This is a genomic window from Streptacidiphilus jeojiensis (assembly GCF_042510965.1).
Classification (GTDB): domain Bacteria; phylum Actinomycetota; class Actinomycetes; order Streptomycetales; family Streptomycetaceae; genus Streptacidiphilus; species Streptacidiphilus jeojiensis.
Genome location: NZ_JBEUKS010000001.1, coordinates 35,488 through 57,345, shown reverse-complemented (window position 1 = coordinate 57,345; position 21,858 = coordinate 35,488). Strand labels below are relative to the sequence as shown.

Annotated in this window: 20 protein-coding genes and 1 pseudogene; 11 read left to right on the top strand and 10 right to left on the bottom strand. The window is 69.0% G+C overall.

The window, feature by feature from the left end:
- Positions 1–65: 65 nt before the first annotated feature.
- Positions 66–767, bottom strand: coding sequence for a GntR family transcriptional regulator (locus tag ABUW04_RS00285; RefSeq protein ID WP_380561486.1), 702 nt, complete (start codon positions 765–767; stop codon positions 66–68).
- Positions 768–876: 109 nt separating this feature from the next.
- Complete coding sequence (locus tag ABUW04_RS00280) at positions 877–2,157, bottom strand: hypothetical protein (protein ID WP_380561484.1); 1,281 nt, start codon at positions 2,155–2,157, stop codon at positions 877–879.
- A 128-nt stretch (positions 2,158–2,285) separates the two neighbouring features.
- Here ABUW04_RS00280 and ABUW04_RS00275 point away from each other — a divergent pair, with 128 nt between their 5' ends.
- The 4 genes from ABUW04_RS00275 to ABUW04_RS00260 all read left to right on the top strand — a co-directional run bounded on the left by ABUW04_RS00275 (position 2,286) and on the right by ABUW04_RS00260 (position 6,129).
- On the top strand, positions 2,286–2,564 hold the full coding sequence (locus ABUW04_RS00275) for a hypothetical protein (RefSeq protein WP_030252524.1): 279 nt from the start codon (positions 2,286–2,288) through the stop codon (positions 2,562–2,564).
- Positions 2,565–2,626: 62 nt separating this feature from the next.
- Positions 2,627–2,854 carry a hypothetical protein gene (locus ABUW04_RS00270; protein WP_063757472.1) on the top strand — a complete coding sequence of 76 codons (228 nt, stop codon included), beginning with the start codon at positions 2,627–2,629 and terminating at the stop codon, positions 2,852–2,854.
- A 612-nt stretch (positions 2,855–3,466) separates the two neighbouring features.
- Positions 3,467–4,213, top strand: coding sequence for a COG4705 family protein (locus ABUW04_RS00265; protein WP_380561482.1), 747 nt, complete (start codon positions 3,467–3,469; stop codon positions 4,211–4,213).
- A gap of 323 nt (positions 4,214–4,536) precedes the next feature.
- Complete coding sequence (locus ABUW04_RS00260) at positions 4,537–6,129, top strand: purple acid phosphatase family protein (RefSeq protein ID WP_380561480.1); 1,593 nt, start codon at positions 4,537–4,539, stop codon at positions 6,127–6,129.
- A gap of 62 nt (positions 6,130–6,191) precedes the next feature.
- Here ABUW04_RS00260 and ABUW04_RS00255 read toward each other — a convergent pair whose 3' ends face one another.
- Positions 6,192–7,115 (bottom strand): aldo/keto reductase, encoded by a 924-nt coding sequence (locus ABUW04_RS00255; RefSeq protein ID WP_449341748.1) that lies wholly within the window; start codon positions 7,113–7,115, stop codon positions 6,192–6,194.
- Between the two features lie 174 nt (positions 7,116–7,289).
- A complete protein-coding gene (locus ABUW04_RS00250; RefSeq protein WP_380561476.1) occupies positions 7,290–7,583 on the bottom strand; it encodes a DUF1330 domain-containing protein in 294 nt (97 codons plus the stop codon).
- Positions 7,584–7,696: 113 nt separating this feature from the next.
- On the opposite strand from ABUW04_RS00250, the gene ABUW04_RS00245 reads away from it, so the two are divergent.
- Positions 7,697–8,599: a LysR family transcriptional regulator gene (locus tag ABUW04_RS00245; protein ID WP_380561474.1), complete on the top strand. Its 903-nt coding sequence runs from the start codon at positions 7,697–7,699 to the stop codon at positions 8,597–8,599.
- A gap of 233 nt (positions 8,600–8,832) precedes the next feature.
- Entirely contained in the window at positions 8,833–9,348 is a 516-nt protein-coding gene (locus ABUW04_RS00240) for a hypothetical protein (RefSeq protein WP_380561472.1), read from the top strand.
- A 119-nt stretch (positions 9,349–9,467) separates the two neighbouring features.
- Here ABUW04_RS00240 and htpG read toward each other — a convergent pair whose 3' ends face one another.
- The 3 genes and pseudogenes from htpG to ABUW04_RS00225 all read right to left on the bottom strand — a co-directional run.
- Positions 9,468–11,414 (bottom strand): molecular chaperone HtpG, encoded by a 1,947-nt coding sequence (gene htpG, locus ABUW04_RS00235; RefSeq protein WP_380561470.1) that lies wholly within the window; start codon positions 11,412–11,414, stop codon positions 9,468–9,470.
- A 249-nt stretch (positions 11,415–11,663) separates the two neighbouring features.
- Positions 11,664–13,736: a phosphocholine-specific phospholipase C gene (locus ABUW04_RS00230; protein ID WP_380561467.1), complete on the bottom strand. Its 2,073-nt coding sequence runs from the start codon at positions 13,734–13,736 to the stop codon at positions 11,664–11,666.
- 67 nt (positions 13,737–13,803) lie between these two features.
- Positions 13,804–13,851 (bottom strand): annotated as a pseudogene (locus ABUW04_RS00225) (twin-arginine translocation signal domain-containing protein); the annotation flags it as partial.
- A 501-nt stretch (positions 13,852–14,352) separates the two neighbouring features.
- On the opposite strand from ABUW04_RS00225, the gene ABUW04_RS00220 reads away from it, so the two are divergent.
- The gene (locus tag ABUW04_RS00220) at positions 14,353–15,150 is read left to right on the top strand and encodes a formylglycine-generating enzyme family protein (RefSeq protein ID WP_380563393.1); all 798 of its coding nucleotides are present in this window, start codon (positions 14,353–14,355) and stop codon (positions 15,148–15,150) included.
- A gap of 394 nt (positions 15,151–15,544) precedes the next feature.
- Here the strand turns inward: ABUW04_RS00220 and ABUW04_RS00215 are convergent, their stop codons facing one another.
- Positions 15,545–15,712 carry a hypothetical protein gene (locus ABUW04_RS00215; protein ID WP_157623677.1) on the bottom strand — a complete coding sequence of 56 codons (168 nt, stop codon included), beginning with the start codon at positions 15,710–15,712 and terminating at the stop codon, positions 15,545–15,547.
- A 443-nt stretch (positions 15,713–16,155) separates the two neighbouring features.
- On the opposite strand from ABUW04_RS00215, the gene ABUW04_RS00210 reads away from it, so the two are divergent.
- Complete coding sequence (locus ABUW04_RS00210) at positions 16,156–16,650, top strand: hypothetical protein (RefSeq protein ID WP_380561465.1); 495 nt, start codon at positions 16,156–16,158, stop codon at positions 16,648–16,650.
- A 1,162-nt stretch (positions 16,651–17,812) separates the two neighbouring features.
- On the opposite strand, the gene ABUW04_RS00205 is transcribed toward ABUW04_RS00210, so the two are convergent.
- Positions 17,813–18,160, bottom strand: a complete 348-nt coding sequence (locus ABUW04_RS00205; protein WP_380561463.1) for a DUF7878 domain-containing protein — start codon at positions 18,158–18,160, stop codon at positions 17,813–17,815.
- 347 nt (positions 18,161–18,507) lie between these two features.
- Complete coding sequence (locus ABUW04_RS00200; RefSeq protein WP_380561461.1) at positions 18,508–19,782, bottom strand: MFS transporter; 1,275 nt, start codon at positions 19,780–19,782, stop codon at positions 18,508–18,510.
- 145 nt (positions 19,783–19,927) lie between these two features.
- On the opposite strand from ABUW04_RS00200, the gene ABUW04_RS00195 reads away from it, so the two are divergent.
- From ABUW04_RS00195 to ABUW04_RS00185, 3 genes are all read left to right on the top strand, one after another.
- Complete coding sequence (locus tag ABUW04_RS00195) at positions 19,928–20,065, top strand: hypothetical protein (RefSeq protein WP_380561459.1); 138 nt, start codon at positions 19,928–19,930, stop codon at positions 20,063–20,065.
- 587 nt (positions 20,066–20,652) lie between these two features.
- Positions 20,653–21,411 carry a hypothetical protein gene (locus tag ABUW04_RS00190; RefSeq protein WP_380561457.1) on the top strand — a complete coding sequence of 253 codons (759 nt, stop codon included), beginning with the start codon at positions 20,653–20,655 and terminating at the stop codon, positions 21,409–21,411.
- Positions 21,408–21,746, top strand: a complete 339-nt coding sequence (locus ABUW04_RS00185; RefSeq protein WP_380561455.1) for a winged helix-turn-helix domain-containing protein — start codon at positions 21,408–21,410, stop codon at positions 21,744–21,746. Before ABUW04_RS00190 ends, ABUW04_RS00185 begins: the two co-directional genes overlap by 4 nt.
- Positions 21,747–21,858 lie beyond the last annotated feature (112 nt).

The window sequence follows — 21,858 nt, the reverse complement described above, 5'->3', positions numbered from 1 at the left end:
GATGGCTCGTTGGAACGACCGTAGGAACGTGAGATTGCGCCCGGATGTCCGCGCGGATATATCCGTCAGGGCCGTAGGCCGTTGACCGGCAGCGCCGCGACGACGTCCTGCAGCCGCCGGTAGTGCACCGCGGACACCGCGAGCAGGGCGTCGGCGTCGCGTGCGTGGAAGGCGTCGACCATCAGCTGGTGGTCGGTATGCAGCGCGAGTGTCATCTCGCGTGAGACATGGGACATCGGCTGCAGCGGCTCGGTGATGTTCCACGCCGACTCGAACATGCCCAGCAGTCGTCGCATCCGGCAGGGACCGGCCAGTGCGAGATGGAAGCGGCGGCTCTCCCGGTGGTGCCCGCGCGCGTCGTGGTCCTCGATCGCCTGTGACAGCGCCTCATGCGCCTTCGCCACCTCGGCGTCGTCGTCCTCCGTGGCCGCCTGCGCCGCCGCGCTCAGCGCCGCGGCCTCCAGCGCCTCGCGGACGACGTACAGCTCGGCCAGCTCCGCGCGGGTCACCTGTGCGACTGCGTACCCGGCCCGTGGGGCGTGGTCGACCAGCCCCTCGCCGATCAGTGTCTTCAACGCCTCACGGACAGGGATCCGGCTGACGGTGAACCGGTGGGCGATGGCGTCGATGTTCATCGGCGCACCGGGCGGCGCGTGTCCGGCCAGGATGACAGCGCGTAGTTCGTCCAGAATCACCTCGTGCACGGTGCCGGGACGGTCGGCTGCCAGTCGTCGCACCCAGCCGGCGGCTGGCCTTTGAGTCCTCATCGCACGCAAGATAACGCGCCTTTGTTTCAGCTCCGGGTCTTATCGGTCACGCTGTCACGTGGTCACCGGTCCAGCGCCGACCATGCTCTTCACAGGACCGTCGCGGACCTCATGACAGCCAGAGGTCCCGGTTGCCCGCGATCAGTATGCGGCCGTCGGAGAGAAGGGTCACCGCGCTTGGGGGGTCCTGGCTGCAGCCGAGGCCGCCGCGCTTCCAACCGGAGAGCGTCGCATCACCCAACCAGACGGCACCGCACCACACGGTGGGTGCTTCCGGCTTGGACTTGGGCCGCACCGCCGAGCCGACCAGGACGGGGTGGCCCGAGGAGTCGACGGTCGCGGCGGTGATCTCGCCGGCGCCCATCGCGGACGTGTCCAGTCGGGCCCAGTGAGTGCCGTCATGGCTGGTCAGAACCAGCGGGAGGGAGTCGTAGACGGCGCCGGCCCGGGCATAGCCCCCCACCGCGACCCATTGGCCCGACGCGTACAGGACCCTGCGCACCTGGGTTCCCGGCGGCACCCCGACGATCTGGCCGGAGGTCCAGTGGCTGCCGCTGTCCGTGCTGTGCCAGAACGGAATCGTGCCGGTGGAGCGGAAGTCGAAGGCGTTGGTCGCCGCCGCGCCGACCGCGACGACCTCAGCGCCGTTGACGCCGAAGTCGCCCACGGGCGTCGACGGCGGCAGGCCGTCGACTGCCGGCAGCGGTACCCGGCTCACGGTCCGGCCCGCGTCGTCGGATGCGAACACGTACGGAGTCTCCGTCTTGTCGATGGTCTGACCACCGCCGATCAGCAGCCGCGACCCCACCCGTACCGCGGTGTTCACCGAGGCGTCGTCGGCGGTCTCCTGTTCGGGGTGGGCGTTGAACGTCAGCGGCAGCGTGGCCAGCCGTGTCTGCTGTCCGTTCGGCGCCCGACGGGTCACGGCGGCGCCGACCGCGAGCAGCGAACCGTCGTCCCAGGGCACCACCACGTCACCCGTCAGGCCGCCGCCGGCCCAGCCGCTGCGCATGGAGCCGGGTACGTCGGTAGCGTCGTCAGAGGTCGGCTTCGGGGTGATCGAGAGCTTCGTGCAGCCGGCGCTGCCGGTCCAGTTGACGTTCACATAGTGGTAGCCGTTGGCGAACGTTCCCAGGCCCAGGGCGCAGTCGCCCAGCGGCACCAGCTGGCGCAGCCCCTCGCCGGGCGCCACGTATCCGGTGTTGTGCGGGCCGGTCATCGTCGGGTAGTCGACCGCACCCGCGTACTGCTTGAATCCGAGTGCCGTCGCACTGGTGTCCCCTGTGCCGCCGCCCGTACCGGTGCTGCCGCAGCCGCCCAGTGCCAGCGCCAGTGCAGCGATCGTCGCCAGGCTCGTCATGGTGGTGAGCCCGCCCCCGCGTGTCCTCATCCCGCCACGCTACCGGCCTGCCGGCTTGTGCATCACGCCGCCAGAGCAGTCGGATCGGGTGCAGGCTGTACCGCAGGGCGCCGTCGGGCACTAGCGTGGAGGGCGAAGCCTGTACAGAAAGGTGCGACATGAGCGCTCAGAGTGTGGAGTACACCCACGACCCCCGTGTCGCACCACTGCCGCGCACCATCCAGGCCATCGGCGACGCGCTCAGCGGGGCTCCGCGGATGGCCTTCTTCGCCGAAGCGCTGTCCGCCGCCCAGGGCCGGCCCCTCGACGCCGTCATCGACCGCTGGTGGGCCGAGGCGATGCTCTCGCTGCTCCCGGGCCGGGAGCAGCGCCTGGCTGAGGTGATGGCCGGTGAGAACCTCAGCGTGCTGCCGGATGACCTTGGTGACGGAGCGTGAGTCAACCGTCGCCTCCCTGGACGGTGCGGACCGGTCCGCAGGCCACTCAGATCCTGGCGGACATGGGCAAACTTGATCCCGACCTTCACGTCGGGCTGCTGCGCTATCTGCGTGCTCTGGCCCTGGAGGTGGGAGCGGCTGTGGCCGCTGGGCGCCCGCCGGCCGGGGTTCGCCTCAGCGACGGCCGTTACAGCGTCGACGTCCGCCGCGAGCCCGTGATCGTCTACTACACGGTCCACCCGGATGAGCGGGAGGTTCGGGTGCCGGACCTGATCTGGCTGCGGACCTGAGGCAAGGCGGATGCCGTGACCGGCCCGCGACCGTGACCGGCCCGCGACGGTGACCGGCCCGCGACCGTGACCTGCCCGCGGTCGTGCTGGTGGGCGGCGTGTCGGCGGACGGTGCTGGCGTGAGTCGGGTCCGCGAGGGCACAGTGTCGTCATGTCCGAACGACGTGATCGGCGGCGCCTGCAGGCCCGTGCCCGCGCTCTGGGTGTCTCCATCGAGCAGGCCGGGCGCCTTCGGTCCCGGCGACAACCGCCACCGCCACCGCGTCCACGGATGGCGGAGCCTGCCTGGCCGCCGACCGTGGCGCCGCACCGTGGCGAGGACTCCTCCGACCCGCCGCCGGTGTGGTCACCGCCCACGTGTTGCCGGGCCACCCGGACCCGAGAGGTCCTGGCCGGCGGCACCGTCGTCATGCTGACCGTCCACGAACGCGGGTGCATCGTCTGGGCAGCGCGCTGACCACTGCTGACGGCACGTCGTGGTGACCTCCGGACGCCGGGATCGTTGTGGATTCCGTACTGCTTGATCTTGGCCCGGCCAGGCGCGAGAAGTCCCGGCCCGACCCGGATCCGCGAAGACAACGGCCGGGCGGGAGCGCGAATCGAACGGATACCATGAACAAGCTTCCGCAGATCACGATGGCCTTCTGGATCATGAAGGTATGTGCGACCACCCTCGGTGAGACCGGTGGGGACCTGGTGTCCACCACGATGAAGGTCGGCTACGCGGCCACCTCCGTGATCCTCATCGCGGTATTCCTGGGCACCGCAGCAGTCCAGCTGAGAGCCCGGACCTTCCACCCGGCCCTGTACTGGACCGTGATCCTCACGACGAGCACCGCCGGAACCACGATCTCCGACTTCATGAACCGCACCGCCGCACTGGGGTACGCCACCGGAGCGCTCATCCTCCTGCTCGCCCTGGCAGCGCTGTTCACCTTCTGGTGGCTCAGCGGCCTCACTTTTGAGGTGGCCCGCATCAAGCCCGGCCGCGGGGAGTTGGTCTACTGGGCCGCGGTGCTGCTGTCCAACACCCTGGGCACCTCGGCCGGGGACTTCCTGGCAGACACCTCCGGACTGGGCTTCGCCGGGGGGACCGCGTTGATCGCGGGTCTGCTGGCGCTCATCGTCCTCGCCGACCGCCTCACCCGAGCTCCGAAGGCCGTGCTGTTCTGGGCGGCCTTCGTGCTCAGCCGCCCGTTGGGCGCCAACGCGGGAGACTTCTTCAGCAAGCCGGTGGCCTTGGGAGGACTGGGCTACGGGCCGCTCGGGGCCTCACTGATCCTGGCTGCGACCCTCGCTGCGCTCCTGCTGCGTACCACGATGCAGCAGCGGCAACAGTCCCCTGAACCAGTGGGCTAGCCGGAGCCGGCCCAAGCGTCATTCGCCCGTGTGCCCAGGCCGGACGTGTCCCCACGCACGGTCTGTCGGCCCAGGAACCACTGCTCGTCGTCAGTGCGATGACGTAGTGTCAGTACGGCTGGGGCGTGGCGCTGGGGCGGATGCCGGTCGGCTCCGCATATGGGACACCACCCCGTTCCGGGGCGCGAAGGGTGAATAGCCTGTTTGACCCCAAGTCGCTGTTACGTTCGTCCGCCGTTCACCTTCCCTGCCCCCGGGAGACGCCCAGGTGGTTGGTGATCATGTCAGCCTTCGGTCGATTCCCCAGGCCGAGGAGGCAGACCGTGGCAGCAGTGGTGCAACCGTCCCGTCGAACAGTTCTGCGTACGACAGCCGCGGCCGGCGCGGCTACCGCGCTGCCGCTGTCCACGCTTTTCTGGAGCCAGGCTGCGGTCGCCGCCACCTCGGGTCCGGAGCAGATCCACCTGCAGTACGGGCGCCGCCCGGAACAGGAGATGACCGTCTCCTGGGCCACCGCCGGCTCCGTCAAGCGTCCCCGGGTCCGTATCGGCAACGCCCGCGGCGACTTCGGCTACACCGTCCAGGCCGAGACCCGCACCTACGTCGACGGCCTCAACCAGGTCGAGACCTACACCCACCACGCCCGGCTGCTCGGTCTTCGCCCCGACACCAGCTATGTCTACGAGGTCTCGCACGACGGCGCCACCCCGGTCCGCGGCACCTTCCGCACCGCCCCGGGCAAGGCCAGGGCCGCGTTCCGGTTCACCAGCTTCGGCGACCTGGGCGCGGGCGACCCCACCTGGAGCAAGTCCTCCATCAACGGCGTCACCGCCGTCCACCAGGTCGAGCAGTTCGCCCCGCTGTTCCACCTGCTCAACGGCGACCTCGCCTACGCCAACAACAACCAGTACCTGCAGCCGCAGTGCTGGGACGCGTTCATGAACAACATGGCCTACTCCGCCGCGAACCGGCCCTGGATGACCGCACTGGGCAACCACGAGGCCGAGGCGGGCAACGGCGCGCTGGGCTACGCCTCCTACCTGGCCCGCTTCGAGCTGCCCGACAACGGCACCCGCGACTACGCGGGCAACTGGTACAGCTTCCAGGTCGGCTCGGTCCTGGTGATCTCGGTGGACGGCAACGACATCGTGGTCGAGGACGACGCCAGCATCGACCCAGTCACCGGCCAGTCGGTCTACAACCACGGCTACAGCCAGGGCGCCCAGGTCCGCTGGCTGGAGCAGACCCTGTCCCGGGCCCGGCACGGGAAGGACGTGGACTGGATCGTGGTGACGATGCACCAGTTCGCCATGTCCTCCTCCGCGTCCAGCCACGGCGGCGACATCGGCATCCGCGAGCAGCTCCTGCCGCTGTTCGACCGCTACAGCGTGGACCTGGTCCTGGCCGGACACGACCACGACTACGAGCGCACCCACCCGGTCCGCGGCACCGACCCCGGCACCCTGCTGCGGCCCGCCGTGGTCGACGACGACCTGCGCGAGATCGACACCTCCAAGGGCACCGTCCACATGATCCTGGGCGGCGGCGGCACCGCCTCGCACGACGACGTCTTCCTGGGCAGCACCGACTCCTCGGGCATCCCCGAGGCCACCGTGCGCACCCAGCGGCTGACCTTCAAGGCGGACCCGGACGCCACCGAGAGGGCCACCTGGTCGGCGGTGCGCGACCCGAACACCGCCTACCCGTACGGCCTCGCGGTCTTCGACGTCGATCCCGGCACCCGGCCCGGCGGCCGCACCACCATCACCGTCAGCTACTTCCACACCCCGACCGCGACCGCGGCGGTCCCCTTCCCCGCCCCGGTGCTGTTCGACCGCTTCACCCTGCACCGCAACCGCAGCGACAGCTGGAGCGATGACCGGCACGGGCTGGTGGCAGCCGGCGCCAACAGCTGATCACAGTCAGCGGATCCAGCTCGGAGACACTGCGGAGCTGGATCCGCTGACCCCCGGATCCACTACGGCAGGGTGTGGCCGGCCGCGCGGAAGAGGCGGTACCACTCCTCACGGGTGAGCGGAAGCTCGGAGCCGGCCGCGCACTCGGTGACCCGGTGCGGGTTGGTGGTGCCGAGCACGACCTGCATGTTGGCCGGGTGGCGGGTGATCCACGCGACGGCGACCCCGGTGGGCGTCACCTCGTACTTCGCGGCGATCTCATCGAGAGCGGTGTTCAGCTCCGGGTAGTTCTCCCGGTCGCCGATGAAGACGCCGTCGAAGAAGCCCTTCTGGAACGGCGACCACGCCTGCACGGTGATGCCGTTCAGGCGCGCATGGTCGAGCAGGCCGTTGTCGCGGTCGACGGACTGGTCCAGGCCGGCCATGTTCGCGGCGAGACCAGAAGCGATCATCGGGCAGTGCGTGATGCTCAGCTGCGCCTGGTTGACCACCAGCGGCCGGCGTACGGCGGTCTTGAGGAGTTCGATCTGTCCGGGGGTGTGATTGGAGACCCCGAAGGAGCGGACCTTCCCGGCCTCGTACAGCTCGTCGAAGGCCTGGGCCACCTCCTCCGGCTCGACCAGGGTGTCGGGGCGGTGCAGCAGCAGCATGTCGAGGTAGTCGGTACCCAGCGCCGCCAGGGACTCGTCGACGGTGCGCAGGATGTGCTCTTTGGAGAAGTCGAAGAATCCGGGGCGGATGCCGACCTTGCTCTGGATGACCACCGACTCGCGCTCGGCGCCGGTCAGTTTGACGGCCTGTCCGAACCGTTCCTCGCAGGCGTGCCGGGTGGGGCCGTAGATGTCGGCATGGTCGAAGGCATTGATGCCGGCGTCGCGGGCGCTGCCGTACAGGGCCCTGATGTCCTCGTCCTGGAGGTTGGCGATGCGCATGAGTCCGAGGACGACGTTCGAGGCGTGGGCTTGGGTATGGGGAATGGGGAGCATCTTCACGTGATCATCCTCGCCCAGCGAACGGGGCGGGCGCCAGTGTGGACGGCACGTTCGCGAACAGATGTCCTCGGCAGGCACACGCGCCAGCACCTGAAGCATCCCCCGGTTGTACGTTGCGGCCACACTCGGTGTGGGACTGCCCGGTGGGCCCCGGCCGGCGGCCGCCGGTCAGTCGATGCCTTCGATGATGCGGAAGTCGCGCTCGAAGCCGTCGGGGAGGGCCACCATCGCCTTCTGGTACACCTCGCTCTCGTACGCCGCGACGGCCTGTTCGAAGCTGTCGAACTCGATCAGGACGACGCGTTGCGTGATTCCGGCCTCGTGGGCGACGACGCGAGCGCCACGGGACAGGACGCGTCCGCCCCCGGCCTGGACAGCCGGACGGGCCAGCGTGTCGTAGGCAGTCAGCGCCTCAGGGCCTGAAACGGCGGGGTAGACACTTACCCAGTAGCCCTTGGCCATGGAAACCTCCTGTGTTCGGGATAAGCGCAGGTTAGGGCCTGATGTGCGGTCGAGGGAAAGACCGGTACGGGCTAGAGTCAGAACGGATCGTTATCAATCGGCGGGGAGGGCGTGTGGCGCCGGACACGGTGAGCCTGCGGTACTTCCTGGTGCTGGCACAGGAGTTGAACTTCACCCGCGCGGCCGCGCGCATCGGTATCGCACAGCCCGCGCTCAGTGCTCGGATGCGCCGACTGGAGGCGGAACTCGGTACGGCCCTGCTGGTCCGCACCACCCGCAGCGTCGCACTGACCACGGCCGGTGCGGCTTTGGCGGAGTGCGTGCCGCCCGCGCTGGCGGCGCTGGACCGGGCATGGGACACCGCCCGCAGCGCGGCGGCCGGCGAACTGGGCACACTGCGCATCGGATACAGCCTCAGCACCGGGGCCGAGACGGCACCGGCCCTGGTCGACAGACTGATCCGCGACAACAGCGGACTGCAGGTCGGCGCGGTCCCGATGGCGACACCGGAAATCACCCCCGCGGTCGCCGACGGCCGCATCGACGCCGGGATCACCCGCGGTGAACAGCCGGGCCGTGGCGTGCGCCGGCTCCTGCTGCGGCGTCAGCGCGTCGGGGTCCAACTGGCGCAGCACCATCCGCTGGCCCGACACCCAGAAATCGAAATCGCCGACGCGGCCGCGTATCCGCTGCGACTGCCGGACCGCGCGGCCAACCCCGTGATCCACGATCAGCTGGCCGCACTGTTCCACAACACCCGACCACAGCCCCGATTCCACACCCCCGCAGTCGCCTTCGACATGTCCCAGCACGACCTGCGCGACGGAGTCACCCTCGCCCCGGCCGGCGAAGCCGCGATCACGACCCAACCGGCCGCACTCACCTGGCGACCGCTGGCGGGCGCGCCCACCCTGACGATCCACCTGGTCCTCCCACGCGAGCAGTCGCCGCTGCACCACCGCATCCGTACCGTCGCCAAAACCCTGGCACACGAGCTGCACTGGCTGCCGGACTGAGGCACAAGAGGCCAAGCGGGACGGACGCCCGCAGCCGGGCTAGGCACCGCTTGTTCCGGCTTGGGCGCGGCGGCGGGGAGCAGGGCGTCAGGCACGATTGGCAGCGTGGCCGCCCTGTCAGTCGGAGGACTTTTTCCTGCCAGCGGCATGGCGCATTCCGCGCTGTCCTGGTTCCTGTGTGTTGGCTTAGGGTCGCGGCCTGGGGGCAGTTCACCACGTTCAGGGGGGACACAATGGGTCGATTCAAGCGCCTCACCGTCACCATGGCGACGGGCCTTGCCCTGGCCGCCGCAGGGCTGGTCGGCACCGCCGGTACCGCCCACGCGGACGGCGACTGCGGGGCCACCTGGAACAACGTCGGATCGCCTGCCAACTTGTACTTCTACGACAGAACCATCAGCCAGTATGTCTACGCCGGTCAGGTCGAGCAGGAGTACCAGAATTGCGGCGGTGGTGTCGTCAACGCCCGTGCGCACTTCCAGTGGTCCGGCTGGTTCCAGTACGAGTATTCGAACAGCGCGGTCATTGTCCGGCTGTACGCCACCAACTCCAGCGATCAGGGCGCGGAGGAGGGGCTGACGAACCGCAAGGACGTGTACTCCGACGCCGTGGAGATCCACCATGCCAATCCGGATGCGTGGCAGGCCCAGGCGTCGCTCTACGGCTGCAATCCCGGCTACGCGGCCGGCACGTACTGGTACTACGGAACCGGCTCCGACTGGGGCACCCCGAGCACCGGTTACTGCTGAACCCGCAAGACATGCTCACGGTAGTCGTTGCCGATCCTGGTGACGGCCTGCCCGGCCGCGAATGTTCCAGCGGGTGCGGCCGGCCCGTGGCGTAGTCGGCCGGCCGCACCCCGCTGGGTTCACAGGACCTTGGTGAGGCGGTCGGTGAGGAGGCGGGTGAAGCGGGCCGGGTCGGGCAGGTCGCCGCCTTCGGCGAGCAGGGCCGCGCCGTAGACGAGTTCGGCGGTCTCGGCGAGCGCCGGATCGTCGGCGTTCTTGTGATGCGCCTGCTGCAGGGCGGTGACCAGCGGGTGGGTGGGGTTGAGTTCGAGGATCCGCTTGACGGCGGGCAGCTCCTGGCCCATGGCCCGGTACATCTTCTCCAAGGTGGGGGTCAGGTCGTGGGCGTCGCCGACGAGGCAGGCGGCTGAGGTGGTGAGCCGGGTGGACAGGCGGACCTGCTTGACGTAGTCGGCCAGGCTGGTCTGCAGCCATGCGAGGAGGCCGGCGAAGTCCTGCTCCCGCTGGGCCTTGTCGGCCTTGGTCTGCTCGTCCTCCGTGTCGGCGTCGTCGTCGAGGTCGAGCTGGCCCTTGGCGATGGACTGGAAGCGGTGTCTGTCGAAGGCGGGGATCTGGTCGGTCCAGACCTCGTCGACGGGATCGGTGAGGATCAGTACCTCGTAGCCCTTGGCGGTGAAGGCCTCCATGTGCGGGGAGTTCTCCACCAGGGCACGGGTCTCGCCGGTCAGGTAGTAGATGGTGTTCTGGCCGTCCTTCATCCGCGACACGTACTCGCGCAGCGTGGTCGTCTTCTCCGGGTCGTTGGTGGAGTGGGCGGAGACCAGTTGGAGGAGGGCGTCGGTGTTGTCCCGCTCCTCGATGAGTCCTTCCTTGAGGACCCGGCCGAACTGCTCCCACAGGGAGGTGTAGGCGTCGGTGTTCGTGGCCTGCATGTCCTTGATCGCAGCGAGGACCTTCTTGACCAGGCGCCGGCGCACGGCGGTGATCTGACGGTCCTGCTGGAGGATCTCGCGCGAGACGTTCAGCGACAGGTCGTGGGCGTCGACGACGCCCTTGACGAAGCGCAGGTAGTTCGGCATCAGCGCGTCGCAGTCGTCCATGATGAACACCCGCTTCACGTACAACTGCACGCCGCGCTTGGCGTCGCGGGAGAACAGGTCGAACGGGGCGTGGGCAGGCAGGAACAGCAGCGCCTCGTACTCGAAGGTGCCCTCGGCGCGCATGTGGATCGTGTCTGCGGGCGGCTGCCAGTCGTGGCTGATCTGCTGGTAGAACTCGTGGTACTCGGCCTCGGAGACCTCTGAGCGCGGGCGGGCCCAGAGCGCCTTCATCGAGTTCAGCGTCTCCAGCGTGTCACCGCCGCCTGCGCCGCTCGCAGCGTCGGCGTCCGTCTCGGCGGTGGCGGGAGCCTGGGCGGCCATGCGGATGGGCCAGCGGATGAAGTCGGAGTACTGCTTGACGATCTGCCGGATCTTCCAGCCGGCCAGGTAGTCGGCGAGCCCGTCCTCGCTGTCCTCGGCCTTGAGGTGGAGGGTGACGGCGGTGCCGATGGGCAGGTCGTCGGCTTCGCCGATGGTGTAGGTGCCCTCGCCGTCGGACTCCCACACGGTGCCCTGGTCGGAGCCGGCACGGCGCGTGTGCAGGGTGACCTTGTCGGCGACCATGAAGGCGGAGTAGAAACCGACGCCGAACTGCCCGATCAGGCTCTGCGCCGCGTCCGCGTCCTTGGCTTCCTTGATCTTGGCGAGCAGGCCGGCGGTGCCGGACTTGGCGATGGTGCCGATCAGGTCGACGACGTCGTCGCGGGTCATGCCGATGCCGTTGTCCCGCACCGTCAGGGTGCGGGCGTCCTGGTCGACTTCCAGGGTGATGTGCAGATCGGAGGTGTCCAGGGCGAGATCGGAGTGGGTGAGGGATTCCAGGCGGAGCTTGTCGAGGGCGTCGGACGCGTTGGAGATCAGCTCGCGCAGGAAGATGTCCTTGTTCGAGTAGATCGAGTGGATCACCAGCTGCAGCAGCTGGCGGGTCTCCGCCTGGAACTCCAGGGTCTCGGTCGTGTCGGCCACGGAGCGTCTCTCCTTCGTGCAAGGTGTCGAGTGGGTCGAGTGGGTCGAGTCGGGTCGGGTCTGGTGCTGGTCAGTGTCAGCCGGGCGGCAGTTCGGGCCGGTCCGGTGCGGGCGGTGCCGTAGCAGGATAGAAAAATTCGCCGGCCGATGCGGAATCCCGGTGTGGCACTCGCCACCGCGACCGCAGAGAGCCCGGCGGCCCGCGCTGGTCGCGGGGTCCGCCGGGCTCTCCGGTTGTGCGGGTCTGGATCAGCCGGTGATGCTGTTCGAGCCGTCCTCGAGGTGACCGACGTAGCGGCGGGACCAGGAGTGGTCCCCGCTCACCGTCACCGTGATGTCGTACCAGCCGCCGCTCCTGGACAGCGGGTCGACGGAGTGGGTCGCGTGACCGTGACCGGAGACGTGGTAGGTGGCCGCGCGCTCCTGGATGTAGTGGTTGGAGACCACGGTGAAGGTCACGGACTTGCTGCCGGTGTTGCTCAGCGTCAGTTCGAGCTTGGGACGGGAGCCGTGGCCGTTGGCGCCGTACTCGGCCCGGACCTCGGCGGTCCGGCCCGAGGCGTCGACGTCTCCGGTGAACTGTCGCAGGAAGCGGTTGGAGCCGACGATGGTGATGTCGTAGGCGGTGTCGCCCGCGACCGCACCGACCGGAGCCTGGCCGGGGACGGTCCTGGCGGAGGAGTGCGAGGCGTCGACCGTGTACTGGCCCGGGAACTTCGCCGGGTACTCGGTCAGCGCGGGCGTGGCGGCGAGGTTGTTGTAGACCGAGAAGTGGCTCGCCCTGCGCACGTGCGGGCCGTTGTTGCTGAAGGCCAGATCCGCCGTCACCGACCCGCTGTCGTCGGTGCTGAAGCCGACCAGGTTCGCGTTCGGCTGGTCCGACAGCGGCCGTGCACGTTTGGTCCCCGGCTCCTGACGGGGCATCGCGTTGGTGGTGACCGGCGGGTGGTAACTGGCGGCCTCACCGATGGGAGCGAGCGTCGGCAGCTTCGGCAGGCCGAAGACCGGCGAGGTGAAGTCGAAGGCGTTGGTCAGGTCTCCGCAGACCCGGCGACGCCAGTCGCTGATGTTCGGGCAGATCGCCGGCTTGTTCTGGGCGCTGCTCCACTTCTCCAGGAACTGGATAACCGAGGTGTGGTCGGAGACCTCGGAGGTGACCCAGCCGCCGCGGGTCCACGGCGAGACCAGCAGCAGCGGAACGCGGAAGCCCAGGCCGACCGGCACCGGCTCCGTGAAGCCGTACTTGGACAGGTCGGTGCCCGTGACGAACTCGTCGCGCTCGCCCGCGGGGGGAACGGGAGGGGGTACGTGGTCGAACTGGCCGTCGTTCTCGTCGAAGTTGATGATCACCAGTGTCGAGTTGAAGACGTCCGGGTCGGCGTTGAGCGCCTGGAGCACCTCGTGGACGTAGTAGGCGCCGTCGGTCGGGGCGCCGTCGGGGTGCTCGGAGTAGCGCTGGTTGGTGACCAGCCAGGAGACCTGCGGCAGTGTGCCGGCCAGCACATCCTGCTTGACCGCCGACGCCAGGTTGTCGGCATTGCCGACGTCGGGGTCGTTGGGCTCCGCCACGATCGCGACACCGTGGTCGTAGAACACGTTGCCAGGCTGGGGAGTGCCGCCCTGCTCGGGGTCGAACTGCGCGAAGTGCTTGAAGTACTCGAGGCCGTTGTCGCCGTAGTTGTCGCTGCCCTGGTAGACCTTCCAGCTGATCCCGGCCTTCTGCAGGGTCTCCGCGTACGACTCCCACAGCAGGTCGCGGCCCAGTTCGTCGCCACCGCTGTAGGCGGTGAAACTGCTGTACTTGTTGGCGGCGTCGATGGTGCCGCCCCAGTGGTAGGTGCGGTTGGGGCCGGTCGCGCTCAGCACCGAGCAGTGGTAGGCGTCGCCGATGGTGTACTCGTCGGCCAGGGCGTAGTGGAACGGCAGGTCGGACCGGTCCAAATAGCCGAGCGTGGTCGGTCCGCCCTTGCTGGCGTACCAGGCATTCATCAGGCCGCCGTACCACGCCGTGTGTTGGCTTTCCCAACTGTGGTCGGTGCCACCGTAGTTCTGCGCGCCGATCTCGGAACTGGGCGGCTGGTGACCGGCGGGGTAGGCCGAGACCGGCGCGTCGCTCAGGTGCCACGGATACTGGGTGCCGGTGATCGGCTGGCCGGGCGTCGTCACGGGCTGCTGGAAGACGGAGAGGCCGCCGGGCTGGGTGATCGTGGAGCGGTCGCTGAAGCCGCGCACGCCCCGCAGCGAACCGTAGTAGTGGTCGAAGCTGCGGTTCTCCTGCATCAGGATCACCACGTGCTTGATGTCGCGGATGTCGCCGTGCAACTTCGGCCGGGGGGGCCGACTGGGCCTCGGCTGCCGGGGCGGACACGCCGATCGCCGCAGCGCTGGTGATCGCGGTAGCCGCACCGAGGAAGCCTCTGCGAGACAGTCTTGGCATGGTTCAACACCTCCGGAAGGGTTGGGGGCGCTGCGAACCTACTGACCACGCGCGGCATGCCAGTGAATCGGGCATGAACGACAACGGAAATGATCATTTGTCGACTTGTTGCTGCGATGGGGCATCAGGGGCGCACCGCGGGCAAGGCACATGCCCCGGCAAGTGGCTCCCTGGCCCGGTCGAACTCCAGCGTCGCGCTCCCGGCACCGGCGCCCGGCTCCAGCGACGGTGCGGTGCGGGTCAAACCGTGGAGCGATCAACCGAGTAGATCTGGGCGACCGCGGCATGCGGCAGTCCCAGCCGCAGCACGACCAGGGTGACCAGGACCCCGGTCTACGAGGACAAGGTGACGGTTCGGTCCGGCTCCCGCCATGCGCCGGCGTCACCGCCACGGCGGTCACGAAGCGCGGATTCGCGCGCAGTGAGCGTGGCGAGGCACTGGAAGGAGGCGGCCGCGAGGCTCTGGTTCCAAGGTCGCTGTCGGGATGGGTCGATGGGCCGATGTGCTTCCTGTCCATCGGTGTGATCCTGAGGACTGTTGGATCGAGCCGAGGAGGGACCGTGCAGGTGGAGCGGGTGGATTGGGTTGAGGTCCCGGCGGGGTTGCTGTGTCGGGGTACGCCGATTGACGAGGTCGAGCGGGTGGCGGTCCGTTATGCCGACACCGGGGTGCCGGTGGCGTGGTTCCGGAAGGAGGCCCCGCGTGCGGAGATCTTTCTCCCGGCGTTTCGGATCGCCCGCACCCAGGTCACGGTCGGCCAGTGGGCGATCTTCGCTGCGGCCACCGGCAGGCCTGTTCCGCAGGCGCCGGGGGACCACCCGGTGGTCGGGGTCGGCTGGGATGCGGCGACAGCCTACTGCCGGTGGCTGGGGGAGCAGTTCGACGGCCTGGAGGTGAGGCTGCCCGCGGAGGACGAGTGGGAGCGCGCCGCTCGCGGCGAGGACGGCCGGGAGTTCCCGTGGGGCACGCAGTACCGTACCGGCCTGGCCAATCTGGCGGACCTAGGCATCGGCACCACGATGCCGGTCGGCTCGTTCCCCGAGGGCGCCAGCCCGTTCGGTGTGCTGGACATGGCCGGCAACGCGGACGAGTGGACCTCCACCCTCTACGCCCCCTACCCCGGCGCCCCCGCCGACGTGCCGGACGTCGAGGACTGGGCCTTCGATCCGCACGTCACCCGGGGCGGCTCGTTCCGCCACGACCGGGACCTGGCCCGGTGCGCCCGTCGCCACGGCGCCTACGAGCGGGATCTGGCGGCCATCGGCGTGGGTTTCCGTCTGGCGGCACCGGCGCAGTAGGACGGGAGGCCGACACCCGAGTACCCCCTCATGGGCGGCGTGCCCGCAAGCCTGTGCACTTTCGTCTGCACCGGCCTGCGCACGTTTCCGTCGCATCGAGCGCTTCTCACCCGTTTCCCCGGGGCCGGCTGGTGCTGCTTCGTCGGACTTGGGCGTAGGGCTGCCTTCCGGTGCCGCGGAACTCGCGGCGCCGGACGTGGCGGCCTCGATCAGGAGGGCGTTCTCCGAAGCGGTGGCACCGGTGCGGGTGACGTACTCTGCCCGGTCCAACGCCCGCCGTAGTCCGCTTTCGCCGCACTTGGCGCCGGAACCGGAGTGGACAACGAAGACGGCATGGGGGGTCCGTGTGGTCTCCGCATCGGCTGGGCGCTGGCGCTCTATCGGTCACGACGGATCAGCACTGGGGAAACCCGCCGGGGGAGTTGTGCGCATGCCAGACGGCGTAGTTGTCCACGTAGGCGCCGTATACGTAGTCGTCCCAGTTCACCCAGTCGGTTGCGGGGTCCCACTCCTCGACGACGTGGTACCAGACGTCGCCCTGGTTGTTGATGTTCTGTCCCACTGACCAGCAATCCACCATGATCTGGTCGCCGGGGTGGAGGTCTGGGTGCGTGTCCTTGTCAGCAGTCCAGGGTGCCCAGTAGAGCCCCACGTTGTGGCTGGTTTTCAAGCCGACCTGGTAGCAGCAGCTCGTCGAGGCGTGAGCGGGAGCATTGGCCAGGAGCATGCCACTGGCAGCCATCGCAGCGACCAGAACGGCACGGCTCGCACGCTGGACCGATCTCGACTTCATACTTCTTCCTCACGTGACTGTGACGCAGGAGCAACTGTCCTGGTGAGCGTTGAGCATAGGAGCGACTTCGGTCACGGGTAGAGCCGTTTTTCAGTCATGTGATCTAGTGCTCCGGGTGCGGCCGATCAGGTCCGGTGCGGGCCGGGCGTGTCCGGGGGTGCTGTCGCCAGGTGCGGTGCCTGTTTGTGCGACGGTCTTTAGAATGACTGAATGTGACGGGATTTCAGATGGGTTTGTCGCGGCGTGCCCGTACGGAGAAGCTGCGGAGGTTGGCCTGGCAGTCGGGTGTCGTGGGTGGCGTGGCTCTCTGGGGCTACTTTGCCTTCAGTCCGTTGGGTCTGGCCGGTCTGCGGGGCTGGGGTGTGGTCGCGGTATGTGCGGCTGCGGCGGTCGTCAATGCCGTTGTCTCCATCAACCGGTGCCTGGCGGTGGTGTGGGTCGAGGACGAGGGGATGGAGATGCGTTCCTTGTTCACCCATCAGTACATCCGCTGGGACGGCGTGAGTGACATCGCGGTCGAACGGCGGGGTGTGGACCTGTCATGTGTGCTGCGGGTCTACCGCATCAGGGGATACCCGGTGACCGTGCCCGGCTGGATCGCGGCGGAGGTGGATGGCCTTGCTGAGGCGGACCTCCGCGACAGGGCAGCGGTCCTGCGCCAGCAGTGGCACCGGGTCGTGCGGCCGGTCGAGAAGGGTGCGCCGTAGCTGACCGCGATCTTTCGTGGCCGTCGGTGGCCGCAGGTCCGCCACTACCGGGCGTGTGCTTGTCCCTCACAATGTCCCCGTGCGACGGAGCGCGCGCTGTGGTCCAGGTCAGCGGCGTTCTTTCAGCTCTGGTGATTTCCCCGGCGGGGTAGTCACCGAGACAGTCACCTGCAGCCCAGCACCAGGAGCTTGGGCCGGTGGAAGCCGGGGTCCGCCCTGGTGCGTCCGGAGCGGATCACGCGCCCGTGCCGCTCTCACGAGCCCCTCCCCTGGCCCGTCGCCGTGCCTCACGTTGGAAGTGCGGGTCGACCCAGCGGAGCCGGCGAGAGGCACCGTTCGGTAGCAGCCGCGTCGCCCGGGTGTGCCGGACTCTTGTGGTTTGCTGACAATGGCAACCTAGTTGGCCAGTCGGGGCATTATGGGGACATGAAGCGTGGGGGGCGTAGAGAACGTCGGCGTCAGCGGCGAGAAGCCGACGTGGAGACCTTCGGGGACGTCTTGCGCAGGGTCCGCGGCAGACCACTGACGCTCCTGACGCTCCTGGTCGTCGTGGTACCGCTGGCTGGCATCGGCGTCGCGTTCGTCCCGCAGCCGTTTCAGAGTGCGCCAGGGGCTGTGATCGGCATCCCCGCCGTGATGTGGATCCTAAGGCGGGACCAGCTCAGGCGGGCGGCTACGTCGGCGAAGGACGATGCGGCCGAAGGCTCCTGAGTCGAGTGCAGGTCACGGCCGACGGGCCTGTCCCGGGTGGTGTGGCTGGTCGAGGCAGGTGTCACTGAATTCACCGACCGATCTGGGTTCAGGGGGTCGACGGTCGCGATACTTGTCTGCCGAGGGAGTCAGCGGCTCCAGGCGTAGAGGCCCCCGCCTGTGCCCGCCACAGACGCCGCGAGCTGGGCTACGCCCTGGAGTACCGCCAGCAGATCATCGTTGGTCGTGTCGTCTCCGTCGGCGGACCGGAGTCTCGCGGTCCAGGGTTCCTCGAAGTACATGTCCCACTCAGCGATGGCACTGTCCGGCTCAACGAAGCGGCAGGCGCCACAGCCCGAGTTGGGCGCTGGCGACAGATGTCGCGGTCAAGTGACCCGTCGGTGTTGGCCATGCCGTGGTCACACCAGGCGCGCCAAGATCATCCCGCTAGTGCGTCGGCGGCGTGGGGCGTTCAGAGTCCTGGGATCAAGGCCGGGTTGATGCCAAGCGCGGTGACTCCATCGCGCACTACTTCGATGAACTCAACGAGATTGGGGGCGAGGCTCTCCCAGGTTGCCGGGGAGCTTGGGGCGTCTGTGGCGAAAACGGAGCCTACCCGCCAGCCTTCATCGGTCGCCGTGATGTGGACTGCTCCGGGCACGTCGTACGACATCGAGTCGAATGTGAAGTTCCCTCTTTCGCCGTCCGGAAGACGGAGCCAGAGCGAGAGGGCGGAGGCCAGTTCCGCTACCGGAAACTGGTCCTCGCTCCATACCGTGCGGCTGTTGTCGCTGATGGCCAAGTCGGCTTCGATGTCCACGAGCAGCACCGCTACAGGGGCGGAGCTTGCGGTGAGTCCGCGCCGAGGCAGATCCGGCGCGCGGAAGTTCCGACAGACGAACTCCACTGCTTGATCTCCTCATACAGGGCCCAGCGACCCATCGAACTGACAGAACATCTCAATCCAGGCAACCCTAGTCGGAGTGCCCGGCACGGCCCGGCGAACGCCACGTCAGAATCGTTTCCCCGAGCCTCCAAGATGAAGGAGTGGCTGAGGCGTGACCGGAGGCGGCCAGGGGGTCAGGTCGCCCTGGTCCCCGACGCCGGGCGCATAGGCGTGCGCGCCTGCTGGTGGTCACCGTTCGGATTGTCGCCCGCGGTTGCGTGTCATGGGGTGTCGGCGGAGGTCGCGGGGATTCCTGCCGGGGCGGTGGCGGTGGCGGTGTTGGTCGGGCGGTGGTTGCGGGCGGTTCGGTCGTCTGCGGCGAAGGCGGCGGCGGTGAGGACGCAGCCGACCGCGGCCAGGCCGGCGCCGAGCCAGCTGGGTGCCAGATAGCCCAGTCCGCCGGCGATGGCCAGGCCGCCGATGGCCGCGCCGAGGCTGTTGGCGGTGTTCATGGCCGACTGGTTCACCGCGGCCCCCATCAATTGGGCGCGAGGAGCGGCCGCGATCAGCCGCGCCTGCATGGCGGGTCCTACGAACAGGCCGGTGGCGCCGACGAGGAAGGCGCCCCCGAACAGTCCCGCGGTGGTGTGCGCGATCAGGGCGAAGACGACCAGGGCGGCGATGATGCCGAGGAAGCCGGCCATCAGGCTGCGTCGCAGCTGCCGGTCGGCGCACCAGCCGCCGGCCGCGTTGCCCACGGTCATCCCCAGGCCCACGGCGACCAGCACCCAGGGCACCGCGGCCGAGGACAGTCCGGTCACCTGGGTGGTGATCGGCGCGATGTAGCTGTCGACGGCGAAGAAGCCGGAGAAGCCGATGGCGGCCACGGCGGCGGCCAGCCACACCCGTGGCGCGCGCAGCGCGGCCAGCTCGGAGCGCGGTGAGCCGCCGGGGTGTGCCGGCGCCTCCGGTACGACCGCCCGGACGGCCAGCAGGGTCAGCAGGAACACCGCAGCGATCGCCAGATAGGCGCTGCGCCAGCCGGCGCTCTGGCCCAGTCCGGTGATCAGCGGGACGCCGACCACGTTGGCGGTGGTCAGCCCGCTCAGCACCACGGCGAAGCCCTTGGCCTGGCTACCGGGGCCCAGCAGGTTCGCCGCGAGCATGCCGGCTGCGCCGAAGTACGCGCCGTGCGGCAGCCCCGCGACGAAGCGTGCCAGCAGCAGCAGTGCGAAGTTCGGGGCGACCGCGCTGGCCAGGGTGCCGACGACGAACAGCACCAGCAGCCCCAGGACCAGCCGCTTGCGGGCGACGCGGGCGCTCAGTGCGGCGATGGTGGGCGCACCGGCGACGACCCCGAGGGCGTAGACGCTGACCACCCACCCGGCGTCGCTGTTGGCGTCTGCGGAGGAGTGGGCGTAGGTGCCGGGCAGCAACCCGCGGGCGATGTCGGGGAGCAGGCCCATCGGGACGAACTCGGTCAGCCCTACGGCGAAACCGCCCATGGCCAGGGCTATGAGTGCGGCCCGGCGGCGCGTTGCGGTGAGTGGCGGCATAAGGGTCGAGTATAGACAACACTGTTGCCTAAGCCGACGGCGCGGTCCCGGACCGCCACTCGGACGGTGACCGTGGGGCCCAGCAGCCCTCCCGGCCGCCGCGGCCAGCCCGCCAGGGGGCAGGTGGTAGGTGCCGGTGTGGTCGATGACGGTGGAACCCGTCGCGGCACTGCGGCCCCTCACACCGGCCCGCACCGTCACCGGCCGGGTGGCCTGTCTGATCGGCAGCGACCTCCACCTGGAGACCCCCAGGGCCTGGTCCTGCTGGACACCCGGCTCCTGACCGGATGGGCCCTGGACCGGGCCGCAGCCGGCACACCGTTCACCGCCGAGCTCGAGCCCCTGCACACCCCGAGCGAAGAACAGGAGCAGGACGCCCTGTTCTGACACCAGCGCAGGGCCGCTGGGGGAGTGGAGCAGCGGAACGGGCTCTTGATGCTGCGCCGGTGGCTGGTACGTGACTGCGAGCACCGCCCCGCCTCGGCCCAGTCCCGGGTCTGCTGGGCGAGGGGCGACGTGATGACCCGTTGGCTGGCCAGCAGTGCAACCTGATGGCGCGTCGTGTGACCGGCGGGGAGCTGATCCTGGGGTGGTGCTGGTACGTCTGGGGGGAGCGCGAGCGGGAGACCGCTGAACCGGTCGAGGGGCTCGTGAGCAGGTCATGCGGCTCACCGGTGTCCTGGTCATGGAGCGCGGCGAGATCGGTGGCCACCCACGGGTCGGTGATGCTCTGACGCATGCTCTACTGCCGGTCGCGGAGGGTGCGTTGTGTGGCGGTCGGTCGTGACGCGAGGGTCGAGGACCGTCGCATCAGCAGCGGTTTCCCGTAGGTCTCTTGTCACAACTGGTTTGTGATGCAAAGCTGCGTGTATGTCAGATGTTTCGGTGCCTTCGCCGGGCACCCCCCACGAAGTCCTTGCCGGTCTCCGCGACCTGACGGGCAGGGTCCGCTCAGCCCAGCGCGGCACCTGGCTCCCCCTGCTGCTGTTCGGCGTGCTCACCCTCGGCGGGATCCTCGTCGACCGCTTCACCTTCAGTGTCCACATCGTCTCCACCTGCCCGGCCGTCCCCGGCACGGCAGGCGGTGTTCAGCCGGGCTGCACCGTCACCAGGCAGGGGTCGGCGGTCTACTGGACGCTCGGAATCGCCGTGGTCTACGCCGCGACCGCTTGGTTGTACATCCGCCGTTCCCGCAATCGCGGCGTCGGCACCCCGGTCCGGCCCTACGTCCTCGCTGGAATCGTCCTGGTCGCCCTGGTGGCCGCGACCTCGTTCTGGGGCACTCGGCACGGGATGCCGCAGCCCGGCGCCCCGCTCGACCTCTGGGGCCTGCAACTGGATCCCGCCTCGGGGCTGACGCAGTTCCTCATGCAGCTCACCGGAGCGGCCGCATCGGTCGGGTTGCCGTTGCTGGTGCTGGCCTGGGTGGAACGCAGTCGCGCCCTGCTGTTCTTCGCCCTGGCCTACCTGGCCATCGAGCTGGCGCCGCTGTCCACCGGCTGGGCCGGGATCGGTGCCACCTCGCCCTGGTCGGGTCTGCCGCGCCTGGTCGTTCCCGCCGCGTTCCTCCTGTTCGGCGCTGTCGGCTTCGCCGTGAGCCAACGGCGTCGTCAGCGCGACGTGTCATGACTGCTGAGCCCGATGAGCACCCCGTCAACGGCCTTGACGACGTGGTCCATCAGCGCGTTCGTCTCGGCATCCTGACCGTCGCCCACCAGGCACGGCGGGTCGAGTTCGGCTTCCTGCGCTCGGCGCTCGGCCTGACCTCCGGCAACCTCAGCCAGCACCTGGCCGTGTTGGAGAAGGCCGGGCTGATCCACGTCGAGAAGGGCTACGAGGGGAAGCGCGCCCGTACCTGGCTCTCCTTGACCCCCGCCGGCGCCCGCGCCCTCCAGGACGAAGTCACCCAGCTCAAGCGACTCATTCGCCAGATCGAACAAGGCAGCTCAGCCCCGAAGTCCTAGCCCGGGCACTGGGGCACGCGTCCGCAGGGATTGGCTCGCGCCGCAGCCCGGTGAACACCGACAGCATGCCGAACACCGTTCAAGGAACCAGAGGGGGATGTGTGACCATCAC